The organism is Ligilactobacillus equi DSM 15833 = JCM 10991 (genome assembly GCF_001435735.1).
Classification (GTDB): Bacteria; Bacillota; Bacilli; order Lactobacillales; family Lactobacillaceae; genus Ligilactobacillus; species Ligilactobacillus equi.
The window spans coordinates 99,814-115,137 of sequence record NZ_AZFH01000001.1 but is presented as its reverse complement, the minus strand read 5'-3'; the positions used below and the strand labels follow the sequence as shown (position 1 = coordinate 115,137).

At 40.0% G+C, this 15,324-nt stretch carries 16 protein-coding genes; all 16 read left to right on the top strand.

The features are described 5' to 3' along the window. The first annotated feature begins 33 nt into the window (after nucleotides 1–33). The 16 genes from dapG to FC36_RS00500 all read left to right on the top strand — a co-directional run bounded on the left by dapG (nucleotide 34) and on the right by FC36_RS00500 (nucleotide 15,118). On the top strand, nucleotides 34–1,233 hold the full coding sequence (gene dapG, locus FC36_RS00575) for an aspartate kinase (protein WP_056986651.1): 1,200 nt from the start codon (nucleotides 34–36) through the stop codon (nucleotides 1,231–1,233). Next, on the top strand, nucleotides 1,230–1,589 hold the full coding sequence (locus FC36_RS00570) for a hypothetical protein (protein WP_025020232.1): 360 nt from the start codon (nucleotides 1,230–1,232) through the stop codon (nucleotides 1,587–1,589). The genes dapG and FC36_RS00570 overlap by 4 nt, the downstream gene beginning before the upstream one ends. Before the next feature lie 163 nt (nucleotides 1,590–1,752). After that, complete coding sequence (gene mraZ / locus FC36_RS00565; protein WP_023858956.1) at nucleotides 1,753–2,178, top strand: division/cell wall cluster transcriptional repressor MraZ; 426 nt, start codon at nucleotides 1,753–1,755, stop codon at nucleotides 2,176–2,178. Nucleotides 2,179–2,187: 9 nt separating this feature from the next. Then, on the top strand, nucleotides 2,188–3,141 hold the full coding sequence (gene rsmH / locus FC36_RS00560; protein WP_023858955.1) for a 16S rRNA (cytosine(1402)-N(4))-methyltransferase RsmH: 954 nt from the start codon (nucleotides 2,188–2,190) through the stop codon (nucleotides 3,139–3,141). Nucleotides 3,142–3,155: 14 nt separating this feature from the next. Further along, a complete protein-coding gene (locus FC36_RS00555; protein WP_025020233.1) occupies nucleotides 3,156–3,524 on the top strand; it encodes a hypothetical protein in 369 nt (122 codons plus the stop codon). Beyond that, a complete protein-coding gene (locus FC36_RS00550) occupies nucleotides 3,521–5,662 on the top strand; it encodes a penicillin-binding protein (RefSeq protein ID WP_025020234.1) in 2,142 nt (713 codons plus the stop codon). The genes FC36_RS00555 and FC36_RS00550 overlap by 4 nt, the downstream gene beginning before the upstream one ends. Nucleotides 5,663–5,679: 17 nt before the next feature. Then, the gene (gene mraY / locus FC36_RS00545) at nucleotides 5,680–6,648 is read left to right on the top strand and encodes a phospho-N-acetylmuramoyl-pentapeptide-transferase (protein WP_023858952.1); all 969 of its coding nucleotides are present in this window, start codon (nucleotides 5,680–5,682) and stop codon (nucleotides 6,646–6,648) included. 25 nt (nucleotides 6,649–6,673) lie between these two features. Continuing rightward, nucleotides 6,674–8,041, top strand: coding sequence for a UDP-N-acetylmuramoyl-L-alanine--D-glutamate ligase (gene murD / locus FC36_RS00540; RefSeq protein ID WP_023858951.1), 1,368 nt, complete (start codon nucleotides 6,674–6,676; stop codon nucleotides 8,039–8,041). Further along, nucleotides 8,042–9,136 (top strand): undecaprenyldiphospho-muramoylpentapeptide beta-N-acetylglucosaminyltransferase, encoded by a 1,095-nt coding sequence (gene murG, locus FC36_RS00535; protein WP_023858950.1) that lies wholly within the window; start codon nucleotides 8,042–8,044, stop codon nucleotides 9,134–9,136. Between the two features lie 19 nt (nucleotides 9,137–9,155). Continuing rightward, nucleotides 9,156–10,022 carry a cell division protein FtsQ/DivIB gene (locus FC36_RS00530; RefSeq protein ID WP_025020235.1) on the top strand — a complete coding sequence of 289 codons (867 nt, stop codon included), beginning with the start codon at nucleotides 9,156–9,158 and terminating at the stop codon, nucleotides 10,020–10,022. 155 nt (nucleotides 10,023–10,177) lie between these two features. Next, complete coding sequence (gene ftsA, locus FC36_RS00525) at nucleotides 10,178–11,545, top strand: cell division protein FtsA (RefSeq protein ID WP_025020236.1); 1,368 nt, start codon at nucleotides 10,178–10,180, stop codon at nucleotides 11,543–11,545. 17 nt (nucleotides 11,546–11,562) lie between these two features. Then, nucleotides 11,563–12,789, top strand: coding sequence for a cell division protein FtsZ (gene ftsZ / locus FC36_RS00520; protein ID WP_023858947.1), 1,227 nt, complete (start codon nucleotides 11,563–11,565; stop codon nucleotides 12,787–12,789). 29 nt (nucleotides 12,790–12,818) lie between these two features. After that, nucleotides 12,819–13,301 carry a cell division protein SepF gene (locus FC36_RS00515; RefSeq protein WP_023858946.1) on the top strand — a complete coding sequence of 161 codons (483 nt, stop codon included), beginning with the start codon at nucleotides 12,819–12,821 and terminating at the stop codon, nucleotides 13,299–13,301. After that, nucleotides 13,298–13,555 carry a YggT family protein gene (locus FC36_RS00510; RefSeq protein WP_025020237.1) on the top strand — a complete coding sequence of 86 codons (258 nt, stop codon included), beginning with the start codon at nucleotides 13,298–13,300 and terminating at the stop codon, nucleotides 13,553–13,555. Before FC36_RS00515 ends, FC36_RS00510 begins: the two co-directional genes overlap by 4 nt. 17 nt (nucleotides 13,556–13,572) lie before the next feature. Further along, nucleotides 13,573–14,361 carry a YlmH family RNA-binding protein gene (locus FC36_RS00505; protein WP_023858945.1) on the top strand — a complete coding sequence of 263 codons (789 nt, stop codon included), beginning with the start codon at nucleotides 13,573–13,575 and terminating at the stop codon, nucleotides 14,359–14,361. A 31-nt stretch (nucleotides 14,362–14,392) separates the two neighbouring features. After that, a complete protein-coding gene (locus FC36_RS00500; protein ID WP_023858944.1) occupies nucleotides 14,393–15,118 on the top strand; it encodes a DivIVA domain-containing protein in 726 nt (241 codons plus the stop codon). The last annotated feature ends 206 nt before the right edge of the window (nucleotides 15,119–15,324 follow it).

Sequence of the window (15,324 nt, the reverse complement as noted above, 5' to 3'; positions counted from 1 at the left end):
GATTTTAATTTAAGCAGAGAAGAGGGATGGCAGATGAAGATTATTGTCAAAAAATTTGGTGGTACTTCAGTTCAAGATGATGAGGCGCGCAAGCAAGCCCTAAAACATGTGGCTTATGCTGTGGATGAGGGTTATAAAGTTGCCGTTGTTGTTTCAGCAATTGGACGACAAGGTGCGCCTTATGCGACGGATTCTTTACTGCAATTAGTCGGCGGTAAGGCCACCAAGTTAGATAATCGAGAATTGGACATGGTGGTTTCGATTGGTGAAGTTATTTCCGCAGCAGTTTTCACCCAATTGGTGAAAAAGAGCGGATTTAAAGCGACGGCTTTAACTGGTTCGGAAGCGGGAATTCGTACGAATAATGATTACCAAAACGCTAAGGTGCTAAATGTTGAAGTTCAAAACGTCATGGAAGCGTTCGAGGATCATGATGTAGTAGTGATTGCTGGTTTCCAGGGGCTTTCCAATGAAGGACATGTGACAACCTTGGGGCGTGGGGGGTCGGATACGTCAGCAGCTTTATTAGGTGTGGCTTTGCAAGCTAAGCGTTGTGATATCTTTACGGATGTTTCGGGAATGATGACCGGAGACCCCCGAATTGTGGAAAGAGCTCGTTATCTTAAGGAAGTTTCTTATGACGAAGTGGTTAACATGGCTCATGAAGGGGCTAAAGTTATCCACCCGCGGGCTGTTCAAGTCGCCCAGCAGGGACATTTACCGTTAACCATACGTTCGACTTGGGATGCTGTTGATGAAATGGGGACTTTAATTTCTGATCACAGTCTCGGAATTCAGCATTACCGTTCGGTTACTGGGGTAGCCCATCAAACTGGTTTAACGCAATTTAAAGTTTCGACTCAAGCACACACGAGTCAAGAAATTTTTAAGCTTTTGGCGGATAACCACTTAAGCGTGGATTTTATCAATATTAATTTAGATGGCATTGTCTTTAATTTAACGGAAAAAGAAGCGCAAAAAGCCATCGATTTATTTACCCAAGCAAATATTGAAGCAACTTATACAGAACACTGTGCCAAAGTTTCGATTATTGGAGCCGGGATTATGGGGACTCCGGGGATTACGGCTAAGATGGTCCAAGCTTTAGCACAAAATCGAGTAAAAATTTTACAAACGACGGATAGTTACACAACGATTTGGGTCCTAGTCCACGAAGATCAACTGGTGGCAGCGGTTAATGCCCTTCATGATTCATTCTTGGTGGAAGCATGATTATTGATTGGTATTTGAGTGCTCTTAGTTTAATTATTGCGTATCTTTTGACCAAGCTGGTCTTGCCTAATTTTAGATTCTGGCCGCGGTGGTTACAACCGTTGGATAGCTTAGGGGCAGCGAGCCTCATTATCTATTTTATATTGGCACCGACTTTTTTTGGCTTTTTAGCCCATGCAATTTTAGTATTGGCAGCGAGTGTGTGGGGGATTTTTTTGACCCTCTTTACAGCTCTTAGTCAAGGGGATGTTATTTATCATCGTTTTTGGTTTGCTTATTGGCGAACTATGTCGTTACTTTTGTTAATTAATGCGTTAGTCATGATTATCACGAAAGCAATTCTTTTTTATTTATAATTTCTAAATGTTAAGAAATCACTGATGTTTGAGTCAGTGATTTTTTGCATTTTAGTAAAAAAAGTGTAACAGCGGAATGTTTTTGGGGAAATGCGGTGGTTAAAAGTGGGGAAATGTGGTAAGATTTAGATATTAATTTTAGTTTATAAGGGGAAGACCGGCTATGATGGGTGAATTTCAACATAACATGGATCAAAAGGGCCGGTTAATTATCCCGGCAATTATCCGCCAGGAAGTGGGGACACAGGTTGTTTTGACTCGTGGCATGGATGGTTGCTTGTATGGTTACCCTGCTAGTGAATGGGAAAAATTATCTCAACAGCTGGCAGAGCTTCCGCTAACATCTAAACAAAATCGAGCCTTTGTCCGCTTTTTTTATGCAGCCGCAGTAGAAAGCGAGTTTGATAAGCAGGGCCGAGTCATTATTTCCCAGGCCTTAAGGACTTATGCCGGCCTGGAAAAAGAATGTATTGTCGTGGGAATGTTCAATCATTTAGAAATATGGTCTAAATCAAGATGGGACGAATTTAACCGGCAGACTGCAGCTAGTTTTGATGAGCTGGCAGAAAATATGGAATTTAATCTATAAGGAGTAGAAATGGCAGATTTTGAACACATAACTGTACTATTAGCAGAAACAGTCGATAATTTAAAAATTAAGCCAGCCGGTGTATATGTGGACTGTACCTTAGGAGGCGGGGGCCACACTCAAAGAATCTTAAGTCAACTGGGACCAAAGGGACGCTTGTTTTCTTTTGACCAGGATCAAACTGCCTTGGATTACAATCAAATTCAATTAGCTGATGAGATTGCTAGTGGACGTTTGACCTTGGTCAAAAGTAATTTTAAAGACTTACAAGCGCAGTTAGCTTTGCAGGGGATTAGTCAAGTTGATGGGATTATCTATGATTTAGGAGTTTCATCACCACAATTTGATGTTGCCGACCGAGGTTTTTCTTATAAATATGATGCGGTCTTGGACATGCGAATGAACCAAGAGCAAGCTTTAACTGCTAAGGAAATTGTCAATCAATGGTCATATGAAGAGTTGGTGCGAATTTTCTTCCGTTATGGAGAAGAAAAGTTTGCCAAATCAATCGCTCGTCGAATTGAACAAGCCCGTCAAAACGAAGAAATTGTGACTACCGGGCAATTAGTGGAATTAATTAAAGCTGGGATTCCTGCAAAAGCACGGCGTAAGGGAGGACATCCTGCTAAACGGGTCTTCCAGGCTTTGCGGATTGCAGTTAATAATGAATTAGGGGTTCTTGAGGAGTCTTTGGCACAGGCTTTAGATATTTTAGCCTTGGATGGGCGGATTTCGGTGATTACTTTTCAGTCTTTGGAAGATCGTTTAGTTAAATCGATGTTTAAAGAAAAGTCGTCTTTACCAGATTTACCTAGTGGTTTGCCGGTAATTCCTGAGGAGTATCAACCTGAATATAAATTAATCACGCGTAAGCCAATCGTACCAAGTAAAGAAGAATTAGCTGCCAATCATCGGGCACATTCAGCTAAGTTACGCGTTATTCAACGAGTTAAGGTGAAGTAAGGAGAGGGAAAACTATGTCACAGCAAGCGGCAAGGAAGTTAAATCAGCAGCCACAGCAATCAGCGAACGTTAAATTTCAGAAAAAACATATTAAAGGAGAAACAATCGTATCACGCTATCTAGTTCCGAATACGTTCCTTTTTGTAACTGTACTAGCGGTAAGTGTGGCATTAGCGATTTGGACAGTATGTTTAAGTGCTCAATTGACTAGTGCCCAAAGTAGTTTACAAGCAGTTACACAAAAAACGATTCAGTTACATGAAAAAAATGTAACGACGAGTCAAACGGTCAGTGAACTATCTAGTCGTGCTCGACTCGAAAAGATTGCCAAAAAAGCGGGCTTATCGATGAAAGAAAATAGTACGAGGAACGTGACTAAATGAATAAGAAAATGAAGCGAACAGTTGAAATCGAACAAACCAAAACACAAAAAGTATCCGTAGGAATTGTGCTTCTCTTGTGTGTGTTAGTAGTTTTTTTGATTTTTATCTGTCGTTTTTTTTATATTGCTACCACACATAAGGTAAACCGACATAATTTAACGACAGAAACAAGACAACTCTACACCTCCAAAGAAGATCTCCAGGCTAAGCGGGGAACAATTTATGATGCCAATGGTAATCCGATTGCCCAAGCTACGACAACTTACTCTTTATACGTCGTTTTATCCCACAAGGCTAAAGAAGGTAATAAGATTTTCTATTTACCTCAAAGTAAGAAGAAAGAAGCCGCAAAAGTGATTTCACGCTATATTGATTTGCCTTATAAGCGTGTTTATAAGCTCTTAAATCCAAAAAATAAGAATATCTACCAGGTGGAGTTTGGAAATGCCGGAAAAAATTTAACGCAAAAAACCAAGAAAAAAATTGAAGCTGCCGGTTTAACGGGGATTAGCTTTGATGCCCAACAGTCTCGCCTTTATCCGAACGGTATTTTTGCGTCACATATGATCGGTTATACGACCACGATTGATGAAACTATTACTGGTACGATGGGAATTGAAAAGATTTTTGATAAGGAACTAAGTGGAACTAATGGGATTAAATTCTCTAATAGTGTAAATGATAAACAAGCTAAAAATAAGTCAAAGGTGGCCCAAGATGGCTCGGATGTTTACACAACCTTAGATACTCAGCTACAAACTAGCTTGGAAAATCTTATGACTAAGGCACAAAAGAAGTATCAACCTAAGCAAATGGTGGCAATATTAATGGAAGCTAAGACCGGGAAAATCGTCGCAGTTTCTCAACGACCATCTTTTAATGCCCAAACTAAAGTCGGCTTAAGTGAGATGTGGCGGAATTTAATTTTAAATGATACTTATGAACCTGGTTCAGTCATGAAAATTTTTACCACGGCTGCAGCGATTAATAGTGGAAATTATAATGGTAATGCTTATTATAATTCAGGTACTCTACAGATTGGTAATTCACGAGTTTACGACTGGAATCGCGTTGGTTGGGGAGCAATTACTTATGATCAAGCTTTTATTCGTTCGTCGAATGTCGGGATGGCCATGCTAGAAAAAGCCATGGGTAAGAGTTTATGGTTGAAATACATTAAGAAGTTTGGCTTTTTAAAGCAAACTGACTTTAAGATGGGGACTCAAAGTAGTGGTTCCATTGCTTATAAGTATGGATTTGATCAAGCAAGTACCTCCTATGGACAGGCGATTAATGTAACTCCTATTCAAATTATGCGAGCGTTAACAGCTATTTCCAATAATGGGGTGGAATTAGAACCTTATATGCTTGAAAAAATGGTTAACCCTAATACCAAAAAGGTCACGCAAATTGGTAAAAAGACGATTTATGGACGTCCGATTACCAAGACAACCGCTAAAGAGGTCAGGAATTTAATGGCCCAAGTCGTGACTGACAAAAATGGTACGGGGCAAGCTTACGCATCTGAAGATTTCCAAGTTGGAGTTAAAACTGGGACAGCCCAAATTCCTGCCTCAAGTGGGACGGGGTATTTAAGTGGGGATTTAAATTATGTTTTCTCCGTAGCAGGAATGGCACCCATCGACAATCCACGTTATGTCTTGTATGTTGCCATGAAACAACCGCAAACTTTTGCGGGTAAAGGGGCAACTAACATGTTAGCATCTATTTTTAATCCGCTAATGTCTCAAGCAATTGGTAAGACAAAAACCATTAATCAAGAGGCCACTGTGGCGGTAAAAGATGTTCGAGGCTTAAATACTAGTCAGGCTCAAAAGGCGCTGACTACGCAAGGTCTGACAGTTTCTGTAGTTGGTCAAGGACGCCATATTGTGAGTCAATCAGTAGCTGCTGAAACTAATTTAGTAAAAAATGGCCGGGTAATTTTAGTTACGAATGGTCCCAAAACCATGCCGGACTTGAAAGGGTGGTCACGTAAAGATGTAGCAACTTTAGCTAAGATTTTGAAACTTAAAGTTACTTACTATGGTAGTGGGTATGTGAATGAACAAAATATCTCAGAAGGAACTGAAATTAATAGTAAAGATGAGTTAGTCGTAAACTTAAATAATGATTAGGGATAAAGGAGAACAAAATGACTTTGACACAAATTGTCGTGCCGTTACTAGTAAGTTTTATTTTAACGGCCATATTTTTACCAATTTTTATTAATTATGCACATCGTAAAAAACAAGGACAAATGATTCGAGACGAAGGTCCCAAGTGGCATGCTCAAAAATCAGGGACACCAACCATGGGAGGTTTTGTTTTTAACCTGGTAATCTTTATGACTGCTATTGTGGTACCAATGATTTTTCACCAATTGAGTAGTCAATTATTAATTTTGGATTTTATTCTCTTGATGTATGGTTTTATTGGTTTTTGGGATGATTCCATTAAACTTTGGAAAAAGCAAAACGAAGGTTTTAAACCTTGGCAAAAATTACTTGGTCAAATTATTGGGGGTCTCATTTTTTTAGTGGTTTACTGGCATGAGAATCTACCATTTTCCTTAAATTTCTTTGGTTTTGAATTACCTTTAGGTATTTTTTATGGAATCTTTGTTTTATTTTGGCTAGTTGGCTTTTCTAATGCTGTAAACTTGACGGACGGCTTAGATGGTCTGGTGGCTGGACAAGCAAGTATTGCTTTTGCTGCTTACGGAGTGATTGCTTACTTCCAAGCGCAATATGACGTCTTACTCTTCTGTGTGACAGTGATTGGAGCATTGTTAGCCTTCCTAATTTTTAACCATAAACCAGCTAAAGTTTTCATGGGTGATATGGGGTCTTTAGCTTTAGGGGGGGCTTTGGCAGCAGTTTCGATTCTTTTACATCAAGAATTATCTCTACTTTTTATTGGGATTATCTTTGTGTGCGAAACAGCTAGCGTTATGTTACAAGTGAGCTACTTTAAATTGACGGGTGGTAAGCGTCTCTTTAAGATGAGTCCGATTCACCACCACTTTGAATTATGTGGCTGGAGCGAATGGCGTATTGATTTAACTTTCTGGGCCGTAGGTTTGCTTTTTGCCTTAATTACTGATTGGATTATCTTGCACTAGGTGCAGTAGAAAGAAGTTTTTGGAAATGAAAAAAGTAACAAAATATCAAGATAAAAAAGTACTAGTTATCGGCTTGGGTAAAAGTGGTTTAAATGCAGCTAAGTTACTCTTACGTTTAGGAGCTCAGGTAACCGTTAACGATAAGAAGGAAGCTAGTCCGGAAGTGCAAACTCAGCTAACTCAAATGGGGGTTAGAGTCGTGACTGGTAGTCATCCCTTGAGTTTATTAGATGGCTGTGACTTAATTGTTAAAAACCCTGGGATTCCTTATCGCAACGAGTTAGTGGCAGCTGCTCAAGCACAGGGTCTACCGATTTTGACTGAACCCCAATTGGCTGCGGATATTTTAGAAGGTCAATTAGTTGCCATTACGGGGACCAACGGTAAAACTACTACGACAACCATGATTACCGAAATGTTGAATCAAGCGCGTCCTAACCACGCCTTTAAAGCTGGAAACATTGGGATTGCCGCTAGTCAAGTTGCTCAAGAAATTGGAGCGGATGATGTGATGGTAACGGAACTTTCCAGTTTTCAATTATTGGGGATTACTGATTTACACCCGCATATTGCGGTGTTAAATAACCTGTACGAAGCTCATACTGATTACCATGGTAGTCGCGAGGAATACGTGAAGGCTAAGATGCGGATTACCATGAATCAAACTGCTGATGACTATTTTGTGGTTAACTGGGATCAGGAAGAATGGCGAACTTTAAGCCAAGCATCTTCGGCGCAAGTCGTGCCATTTTCGCGGCAAAATCTCAGTCAAGCGGGAGCTTATGTCAAAGATGGAACCATCTATTTTCGTGATGAGGCCATTATGCCAGTAACGGATGTGAAATTACCAGGTGAACATAATCTTGAAAATGCTTTAGCAGCAACAGCCGTGGCGAAGTTAATGGGGGTTAGTGCTCAAGCAATTCGCCAAGTCTTAATGAATTTTGGTGGGGTAAGGCACCGAACACAATATGTGGCAACATTTAAAGAGCGAAAGTTTTACAATGATTCTAAGGCAACCAATATGGAGGCCACTGAAAAAGCTTTATCCGGCTTCAAACAACCAGTTGTTTTATTAGCAGGTGGTTTAGACCGAGGCTTTAGCTTTGAAGCTTTAGAACCATATTTCAAAAATTTACGAGGGATTGTTTTATTTGGTGAAACTGCTGACCTTTTGGAAGAAGCAGCCCAAGATGCCGGAGTTTTAAATATTGTGAAAACGGAAAATGCGGTGACAGCAGTACCTCTGGCTTACCAAATGAGTCAACCTGGTGATGTAATCTTATTATCACCGGCTTGTGCTAGTTGGGATCAATGGCCTACTTTTGAGGTCCGTGGTGATCGTTATATTGAGGCGGTTGAAGAACTGATAAAGAAAGAGAGCGAAAAATAAATGCGTTTGTTAGTATCCGGTGGGGGAACGGGAGGTCACATTTACCCAGCCCTTGCATTAATTGAGGATTTAAAAAAACAAGATCCAGATGCGGAGGTCCTGTATGTCGGGACTGACCGTGGTTTAGAAACTAAAATTGTGCCTGCTGCGGGAATTAAACTCAAAACTCTACACATTCAAGGTTTCAAGCGTTCCTTGTCCGTAGACAACCTTAAGACCATTTACCTCTTTTTAAAGAGTGTGCGTGAGTCCAAAAAAATTATCAAAGAATTTAGACCTGATGCTGTTATTGGTACTGGAGGGTATGTTTGTGGGGCAGTAGTCTATGCTGCTGCCAAACTTAAAATTCCTACAATGATTCATGAGCAAAATAGTGTGGCTGGGGTGACTAATAAATTCTTGAGCCATTTTGTTGACAAAGTTGGGATTTGTTTTGATGATGCTAAAAAAGCTTTTCCGGCAACTAAGGTGGTTATGACTGGTAACCCCCGAGCACAACAAGTAGCACAAATGCAGGCGACAGGTCGGTTAGTCAGTGAATATGGCTTAGCTGCTAATAAAAAGACCGTCTTAATTTTTGGCGGATCACAAGGAGCGCCTAAAATTAATGAAGCAAGCTTGCAAGCGTTAGAGTACTTTGCCGATAAAGAATATCAAGTACTGTTTGTCACGGGTCAGAAACGCTATGATCAGATTATGGCTGATAATCGGACTCAAGATTTACCAGCGAATGTCTTCATTGTACCTTATATTGCAGATATGCCAGCTATCTTACCTGAATTATCCTTGATTGTGGGGCGTGCCGGGGCTACAAGTTTAGCTGAAATTACGGCTTTAGGTTTACCGTCAATTTTAATTCCAAGTCCGTATGTAACGGCGGATCACCAAACCAAAAATGCGCAAAGCTTAGTTAATAAACAGGCAGCTTTAATGATTCGTGAAGATGACTTGAATGGTGAAACCCTTGCGCAAACAATTGACCGACTCTTACAAGATGAAAAACAAAGAAAGCAAATGGCGCAAAATGCTTACCAAGTTGGTGTAAGGGATGCTAGTGACCGAGTTTTACAAGTCTTAACGTCAATTAAAAAGTAAAAAGGGGAGAATAACTGAGGTGCGAAAAAAAAATAAGGATGATGACTTGTTGCGTAGCGAAGATGATTTGTCTCCCTGGGAAAAGGCGCGATTATCCCATGCAGAAAAAGAGTCATTGCAGAAAGTTACGAGAAAAAAGCATTACAAAATTTCTTCACCACAGCTAGCGGAGTTCCATTTACCTAAATTTGGGGCACTAAAGGAGAGACGTCTAAAAGAGGGAAGTAAGCGTTTATTAATTTTGTTTCTTTCTTTAACGCTATTAGCCCTATTATATATTTTACCAATTTTTCGAGTGGAAAAAGTAACGGTTAAGGGAAATACTATGCAGTCTGATGCAATGGTAATAAAAGAGGCTCAGCTAATTCCGAAAATGTCATTATTTGAAGTGTTGTTCAGAGAAGGTAAGATTGCTAGCAATCTCAAGCAGGCCTTTCCAACCATTGAGACAGCTAATCTAACTATAGGGTTAGGACAAGTGCAGGTTGTTTTGAAAGAAAAAAAGACCGTTGGTTATATGGTTAAAGCTAGTAAATTATATCCAATAGTTGAGAAGGGGATAGTTGCTTCTAAGGCTTTACCAGATCAGCCGGCCTCCTTACCAATGTATTATGGTTTTAAAAAGGAAATTGCATTACAAAAAGTGGTGCTAGAGGTGCAAAAATTCAAGCCCAATATTTTAAATTTAGTTTCTGAAGTACATGCTAGTCCGACTAAATCTGATCCAGATCGTTTGAAACTTTACATGAGTGATGGTAATCAAGTGGTAGCGACTCGCAAAACCATGGCTCAAAAAATGAAATATTATGCTAAAATTGCTAGCCAGATGGATCAAGCTGGGGTAATTAATTTTCAAGTTGGGGCATACTCTTATTCTTATCATTAAAATTGTATAAAATAAGTAAGATTTTAGCTTTGCAAATTGATAAAAATTGGTAAAATAACCAGTAAATGTGGTAAAATCTAAGTATTAGGATTATGCTAATTATTGAAAATAAAAATTTATGAAAAAAACTTTTATTCGAGTAGGAGGCCGAGTTAGTGAGTAATACTAATATGTACGTAGGGTTGGATATCGGGACTACTTCGATTAAGGTCATTGTTGCTGAAGACGTTAAAGGTCAACTTAATGTGATTAGTTATGGCAATGTTCGCTCTAAGGGGCTGAGTCGAGGGGTAATTGTCGATATCGACCAAGTTGTTGGGGCGATGAAAGAAGCAATCAAAGACGCCGAAGAAAAGGCTAATGTTTCTATTGATGAAGTAATTGTTGGGATTCCAGCTAATATGCTTCAAATTGAGCAATGTCGTGGAATGATTACCTTAAGCGATAACAATAATCGGTCACGTGAAATCACGGAAGATGATGTGCGCGCAGTGGTACAAGCTGCTATGACGCAAAGCCTTCCACCTGAAAGGGCAGTAATTGATGTGGTTCCGGATGAATTTATCATTGATGATTACAGTGTAACTGACCCCCGCGAGATGCAGGGGATGCGCCTGGAAATGAAAGGTGTCTTGTACACTGGTTCAGCAACTATTATTCATAACATTCGGAAGTCAGTCGAAAAAGCGGGAGTACGGATTAATGAAATTGTTGTGGCACCAATAGCTAGTGCCCAAGTTGCTTTATCAGAAGATGAGCGTAATTTCGGGTCCATTTTAATTGACTTAGGAAGTGGGCAGACCACCGCAGCAGTGATTCATGATCATAAGTTGAAGTATACTTATGTTGATCAAGAAGGCGGTAATTATATTACCCGTGATATTTCCGTGGTTTTAAATACTTCTCCTGCTAATGCGGAAAGATTAAAAACAACTTATGGTTATGCTTTGGCTTCGATGGCAGAAACAGAAGAATCTTTTTCTGTCCAAGTTGTGGGTCAGCAAGAACCTGAAATGATTACAGAAGAATATCTAGCACAAATTATTGAGGCTCGTTTACGGCAAATTTTTGGTAAAATTTACCAAGCTTTAGATGGAATTAATGCCTTATCAATGCCAGGGGGAATTGTGCTGACCGGTGGTGGTGCTGATATTTGGGGAATTAAGGAATTAGCTGAAGAAATTTTTGGTGTCAGGGTGAAAATTTACCGTCCTGAAGAAATGGGCTTACGTACACCAACTTTCACACAGGTTATTGGTTTGATTGAATATGGTGTTCGCCAAAGTGAAATTAACCATCTGGTAAGAAGTGTGGTGCATAACACTTCCTACAGACCAAACATCAAATCAGAGCCGGTGGATGATAGTAATCAGGAGTTAGTTCATTACCAAGAAGAACCAGAAGTTGACTATATAGCTTCACCTGCTGACGAAGAATTTCAAGCAATAGATGATGACAATCTAGCCAAGAAGGGTATCCGTGATTGGAAGTTCTTCAAATGGTTCTCAGAATTATTTAAATAAATCAAGGAGGTAAATTGATGGGTATGGAAGGTTTTGAATACACATTAGATGCAAATGAAGAAAATCAAGCAGTTATTAAAGTTATTGGGGTCGGCGGTGCTGGCGGTAACGCCGTAAATCGGATGATTGCAGATAACGTACAAGGAGTCGAGTTTATTGCTGCTAACACTGACGTACAAGCTTTAAAAAATTCTAACGCTGAAGTAAAAATTCAACTTGGACCTAAATTAACTCGCGGTTTAGGAGCGGGTTCAAATCCTGAAGTTGGACAAAAAGCTGCCCAAGAAAGTGAAGAAGCTTTAGCCGAAGCTTTAGCTGGTGCCGACATGATTTTCGTAACTGCCGGTATGGGTGGTGGTACTGGGACCGGGGCGGCACCAGTGATCGCTAAAATTGCTAAAGAACAAGGGGCGTTAACGGTTGGGGTCGTAACGCGTCCATTTATGTTTGAGGGTCCTAAGCGTGCGCGCTTTGCTGCTGAAGGTGTGGCCCAAATGAAAGAACATGTGGATACCTTAGTGATTATCGCTAACGACCGCTTGTTAGAAATCGTGGATAAGAATACACCAATGTTGGAAGCCTTCAAAGAAGCCGACAATGTCTTACGTCAAGGGGTACAAGGAATTTCTGACTTGATTACTTCTCCAGGTTACGTTAACTTAGACTTTGCTGACGTAAAGACTGTGATGGAAAACCAAGGTTCAGCCTTGATGGGGATTGGCCACGGTGAAGGTGAAAATCGGGTAGAAGATGCCACTAAGAAGGCCATTTCTTCACCATTATTGGAAGTTTCTATCGATGGTGCGGAACAAGTCCTCTTAAACATCACAGGGGGCTCAGACTTCTCCTTAATTGAAGTTCAAACGGCTTCATCCATTGTTTCACAAGCTGCAACTAGTGACGTTAACATTATCTTCGGGACTTCCATTAATGAAGACTTGGGCGATGGTGTGATTGTAACGGTGATTGCTACAGGAATTGACAAGGAACATAAAAAACCAGTTAAAAAAGAAGTACCGGTAAGACGTCCGCGTCCAAGTCAAGCTCAAGCTAGCCAAGACCCATTGAGTGATTGGGATTTAAGTCGTGTTAACAACCAAGCCTCTAACCGTCCTCAAAGAGACGCTGATTTCCAAAACATTGAAAAGCAACAATTCAATGTTTTTGGTACTAGTTCTTCTCAAGAAGATGAAGCAACGCAAGGTGATGACGTTGATACACCACCATTCTTCAACCACCGCTAAACTGGTGGTGCTAGAAAGGATGCGATAAGATGGCTAGTATATGGAATAGAGTTAGTAACTGGATGTCAGGAAGTAACAACTATGATGATGGGTATGACCAATTTGAAGAAGTGGAGGCTGCAGATCCTACACCAATTTTTACTAATCAACCCGACCTTAAGGTGAATCATAGTGAAAGTCGCATGATGATTCATAGTAAAGAAAACAATAAAAAAGTAATGCAAAATATTAAATTATTTGAACCAAGGGTCTTTGAAGACATAAAAGGCGTTGCTAACTACGTTATTAAAGGTCAAGCTGCAATTGTTAGTGTACGAAAAGTTGATGCGCCAGTAGCACACCGTCTTCTAGATTTTTTGAATGGCGCGGTATTTGCGATTGATGGGAAGGTAACGCGTCTGAATGATGAAATTTTCCTATGTACACCAAGCAACTATATGGTTGAAGGTGATATGAATCGTGAAACGCAAAGACATATTCGTGAGTTGAGAGCAAATGGAGGAATACGTTGATACTATTATTAGTGGCATATTTTTTCCGTTTTTATGAACTTGCAATTGTTGCTTATGTGCTTTTATCTTGGTTTCCCGGCGCATATCAAACCACCTTTGGACGAATTTTAACCAAGTTGTGTGAACCATATTTGAGTATTTTTCGGTTTATTCCACCAATCCTTGGTTTAGATTTTTCACCCTGGGTGGCCTTGATAGCTTTGCAGTTTGTGCAAATGGGAGCAGTTGGACTTTTGACAGGATTTGGACTGTAGCATTAAAGGCAAGATAAATGGAAATAGCAGTTAAGCAACATTATCGAAAAGAAGAGGAACCATTGCTTGAGGAGTTAAGTGAACAACTCAAACGGGCACAGGATGAATACCGCCCTATTTTGACACGTTTCCTTAATCCGCGGGAGCGGTTCATATTGGAGCAACTAAAAGGGCGTTTTAGCGATGTTAAGGTAGCTTATGCAGGAGGATATCCGGAGGCGGAACGGAAACGAGCTTTGCTATATCCGGAATATTATCAACCAGTAGTTTCCGACTTTGAATTGGCGTTAATTGAGGTGGATTATCCAACTAAATTTGCACAACTGAGTCACGGTCAAGTTTTAGGTAGCTTAGTTAACATTGGATTAGAACGTCAGGTTCTGGGGGATATCATCACAGATGGTTTACGTTATCAATTTGTAACTCAAGCAAATTTGGCTAGTTACTTTTGTAATCAGGTCCAAGCTATTGGAAAGGTTAAAGTACGTCTTAAGGAAGTTGCTCTAGAAACCTTGGTAACTGCTCTGGACGAGTGGCAGGCTGAAACAATGACCGTGACGACAATTCGTTTAGACGCAGTAATTTCGCATGCATATCATTTTAGTCGTCAGGTGGCGAAGGAAATGATTAAGCAAAAAAAAGTTCAAGTTAACTGGATGATGGTAGAAAAACCGGACTATGTTCTAGCGCAGGCCGATATTATTTCAGTTCGTGGCTTTGGTCGGATTCGTCTCGATCAACTAATGGGACCTACCAAAAAAGCTAAGCAACGCTTAGCAATTTCAATTTTAAAAAAGAAAAAGTAAAAAAGTTTAAATACGATGGAGGTGTTAGGGAATGGCACTTACTCCCTTAGATATTCATAATAAAGAGTTTCATGTTAAATTACGTGGTTACGATCAAGACGAAGTTAATGATTTCTTAGATCAAATCATCAAGGATTATGAATTAACTTTAAAGGAAAATGACCGTTTAACAGAAAGTTTAAAGCAAAACCAAGAAAAATTGAAGTACTTCAATGATTTGAAGGATTCCTTGAATCAATCAATTATCGTGGCACAAGAAGCTGCTGATAAGGTTAAGGCTAACTCTCAAAGAGAAGCGGAAATCATTAACCGTGAAGCTCAAAAGCAAGGGCAAGATATTATTGACGAAGCCAATGAAAAAGCTCGCCAAATTGTTGATGAAGCTTCAACTAAAGCTAAGAAGTTAGCTGTTGAAACTGATGACTTACGTAAGCAAGCCCGCATCTTCCGTCAAAAGTTACAAGTCATGATGGAATCACAATTAGAAGTGGTGAAAGGTAGCGAATGGGACGAAATTCTCAAGCAAGGTGATACCAGTAATTACCAAGAAATTCGGGAAGCAATTCGTAACGATGAAAGTCTTGACAACTTAGATGAAGACGCGGTAAAATCAATGGCAAGTGATGTTGTGGTTAACAGTGGCGATGATTTTGCCCCTGAAGCAGCAGACAATGAAACTGTCGTCGTCTTTCCAGAAGGCAGTGATGACCAAGTCGATACCGGCTTTGCCGACGAGGACGTCATCGTTAAAAACTAAAAAATAAACGGTACTATGAACGCGAAATGAAACGCATAATTCAAGCGAGCTGGTGAGGGTGAAAGACTGGCAATTCCCTGTGTGATTTTTATCATCATAGTGAAACTGCTGGACTGAACCGAAGTAAGTTCAAACGATTAATTGGCGTTAACAATTGCAAAGGAAGCTTTGTTAGGTAACTGAGAAAGCTTTGAATTTGGGTGGTA

Bases quoted from the DNA above. Each gene is read 5' to 3' on its own strand.
- dapG (WP_056986651.1), top strand. From the start codon at position 34: ATGAAGATTATTGTCAAAAAATTTGGTGGTACTTCAGTTCAAGATGAT.
- FC36_RS00570 (WP_025020232.1), top strand. From the start codon at position 1,230: ATGATTATTGATTGGTATTTGAGTGCTCTTAGTTTAATTATTGCGTAT.
- mraZ (WP_023858956.1), top strand. From the start codon at position 1,753: ATGATGGGTGAATTTCAACATAACATGGATCAAAAGGGCCGGTTAATT.
- rsmH (WP_023858955.1), top strand. From the start codon at position 2,188: ATGGCAGATTTTGAACACATAACTGTACTATTAGCAGAAACAGTCGAT.
- FC36_RS00555 (WP_025020233.1), top strand. From the start codon at position 3,156: ATGTCACAGCAAGCGGCAAGGAAGTTAAATCAGCAGCCACAGCAATCA.
- FC36_RS00550 (WP_025020234.1), top strand. From the start codon at position 3,521: ATGAATAAGAAAATGAAGCGAACAGTTGAAATCGAACAAACCAAAACA.
- mraY (WP_023858952.1), top strand. From the start codon at position 5,680: ATGACTTTGACACAAATTGTCGTGCCGTTACTAGTAAGTTTTATTTTA.
- murD (WP_023858951.1), top strand. From the start codon at position 6,674: ATGAAAAAAGTAACAAAATATCAAGATAAAAAAGTACTAGTTATCGGC.
- murG (WP_023858950.1), top strand. From the start codon at position 8,042: ATGCGTTTGTTAGTATCCGGTGGGGGAACGGGAGGTCACATTTACCCA.
- ftsZ (WP_023858947.1), top strand. From the start codon at position 11,563: ATGGGTATGGAAGGTTTTGAATACACATTAGATGCAAATGAAGAAAAT.
- FC36_RS00515 (WP_023858946.1), top strand. From the start codon at position 12,819: ATGGCTAGTATATGGAATAGAGTTAGTAACTGGATGTCAGGAAGTAAC.
- FC36_RS00505 (WP_023858945.1), top strand. From the start codon at position 13,573: ATGGAAATAGCAGTTAAGCAACATTATCGAAAAGAAGAGGAACCATTG.
- FC36_RS00500 (WP_023858944.1), top strand. From the start codon at position 14,393: ATGGCACTTACTCCCTTAGATATTCATAATAAAGAGTTTCATGTTAAA.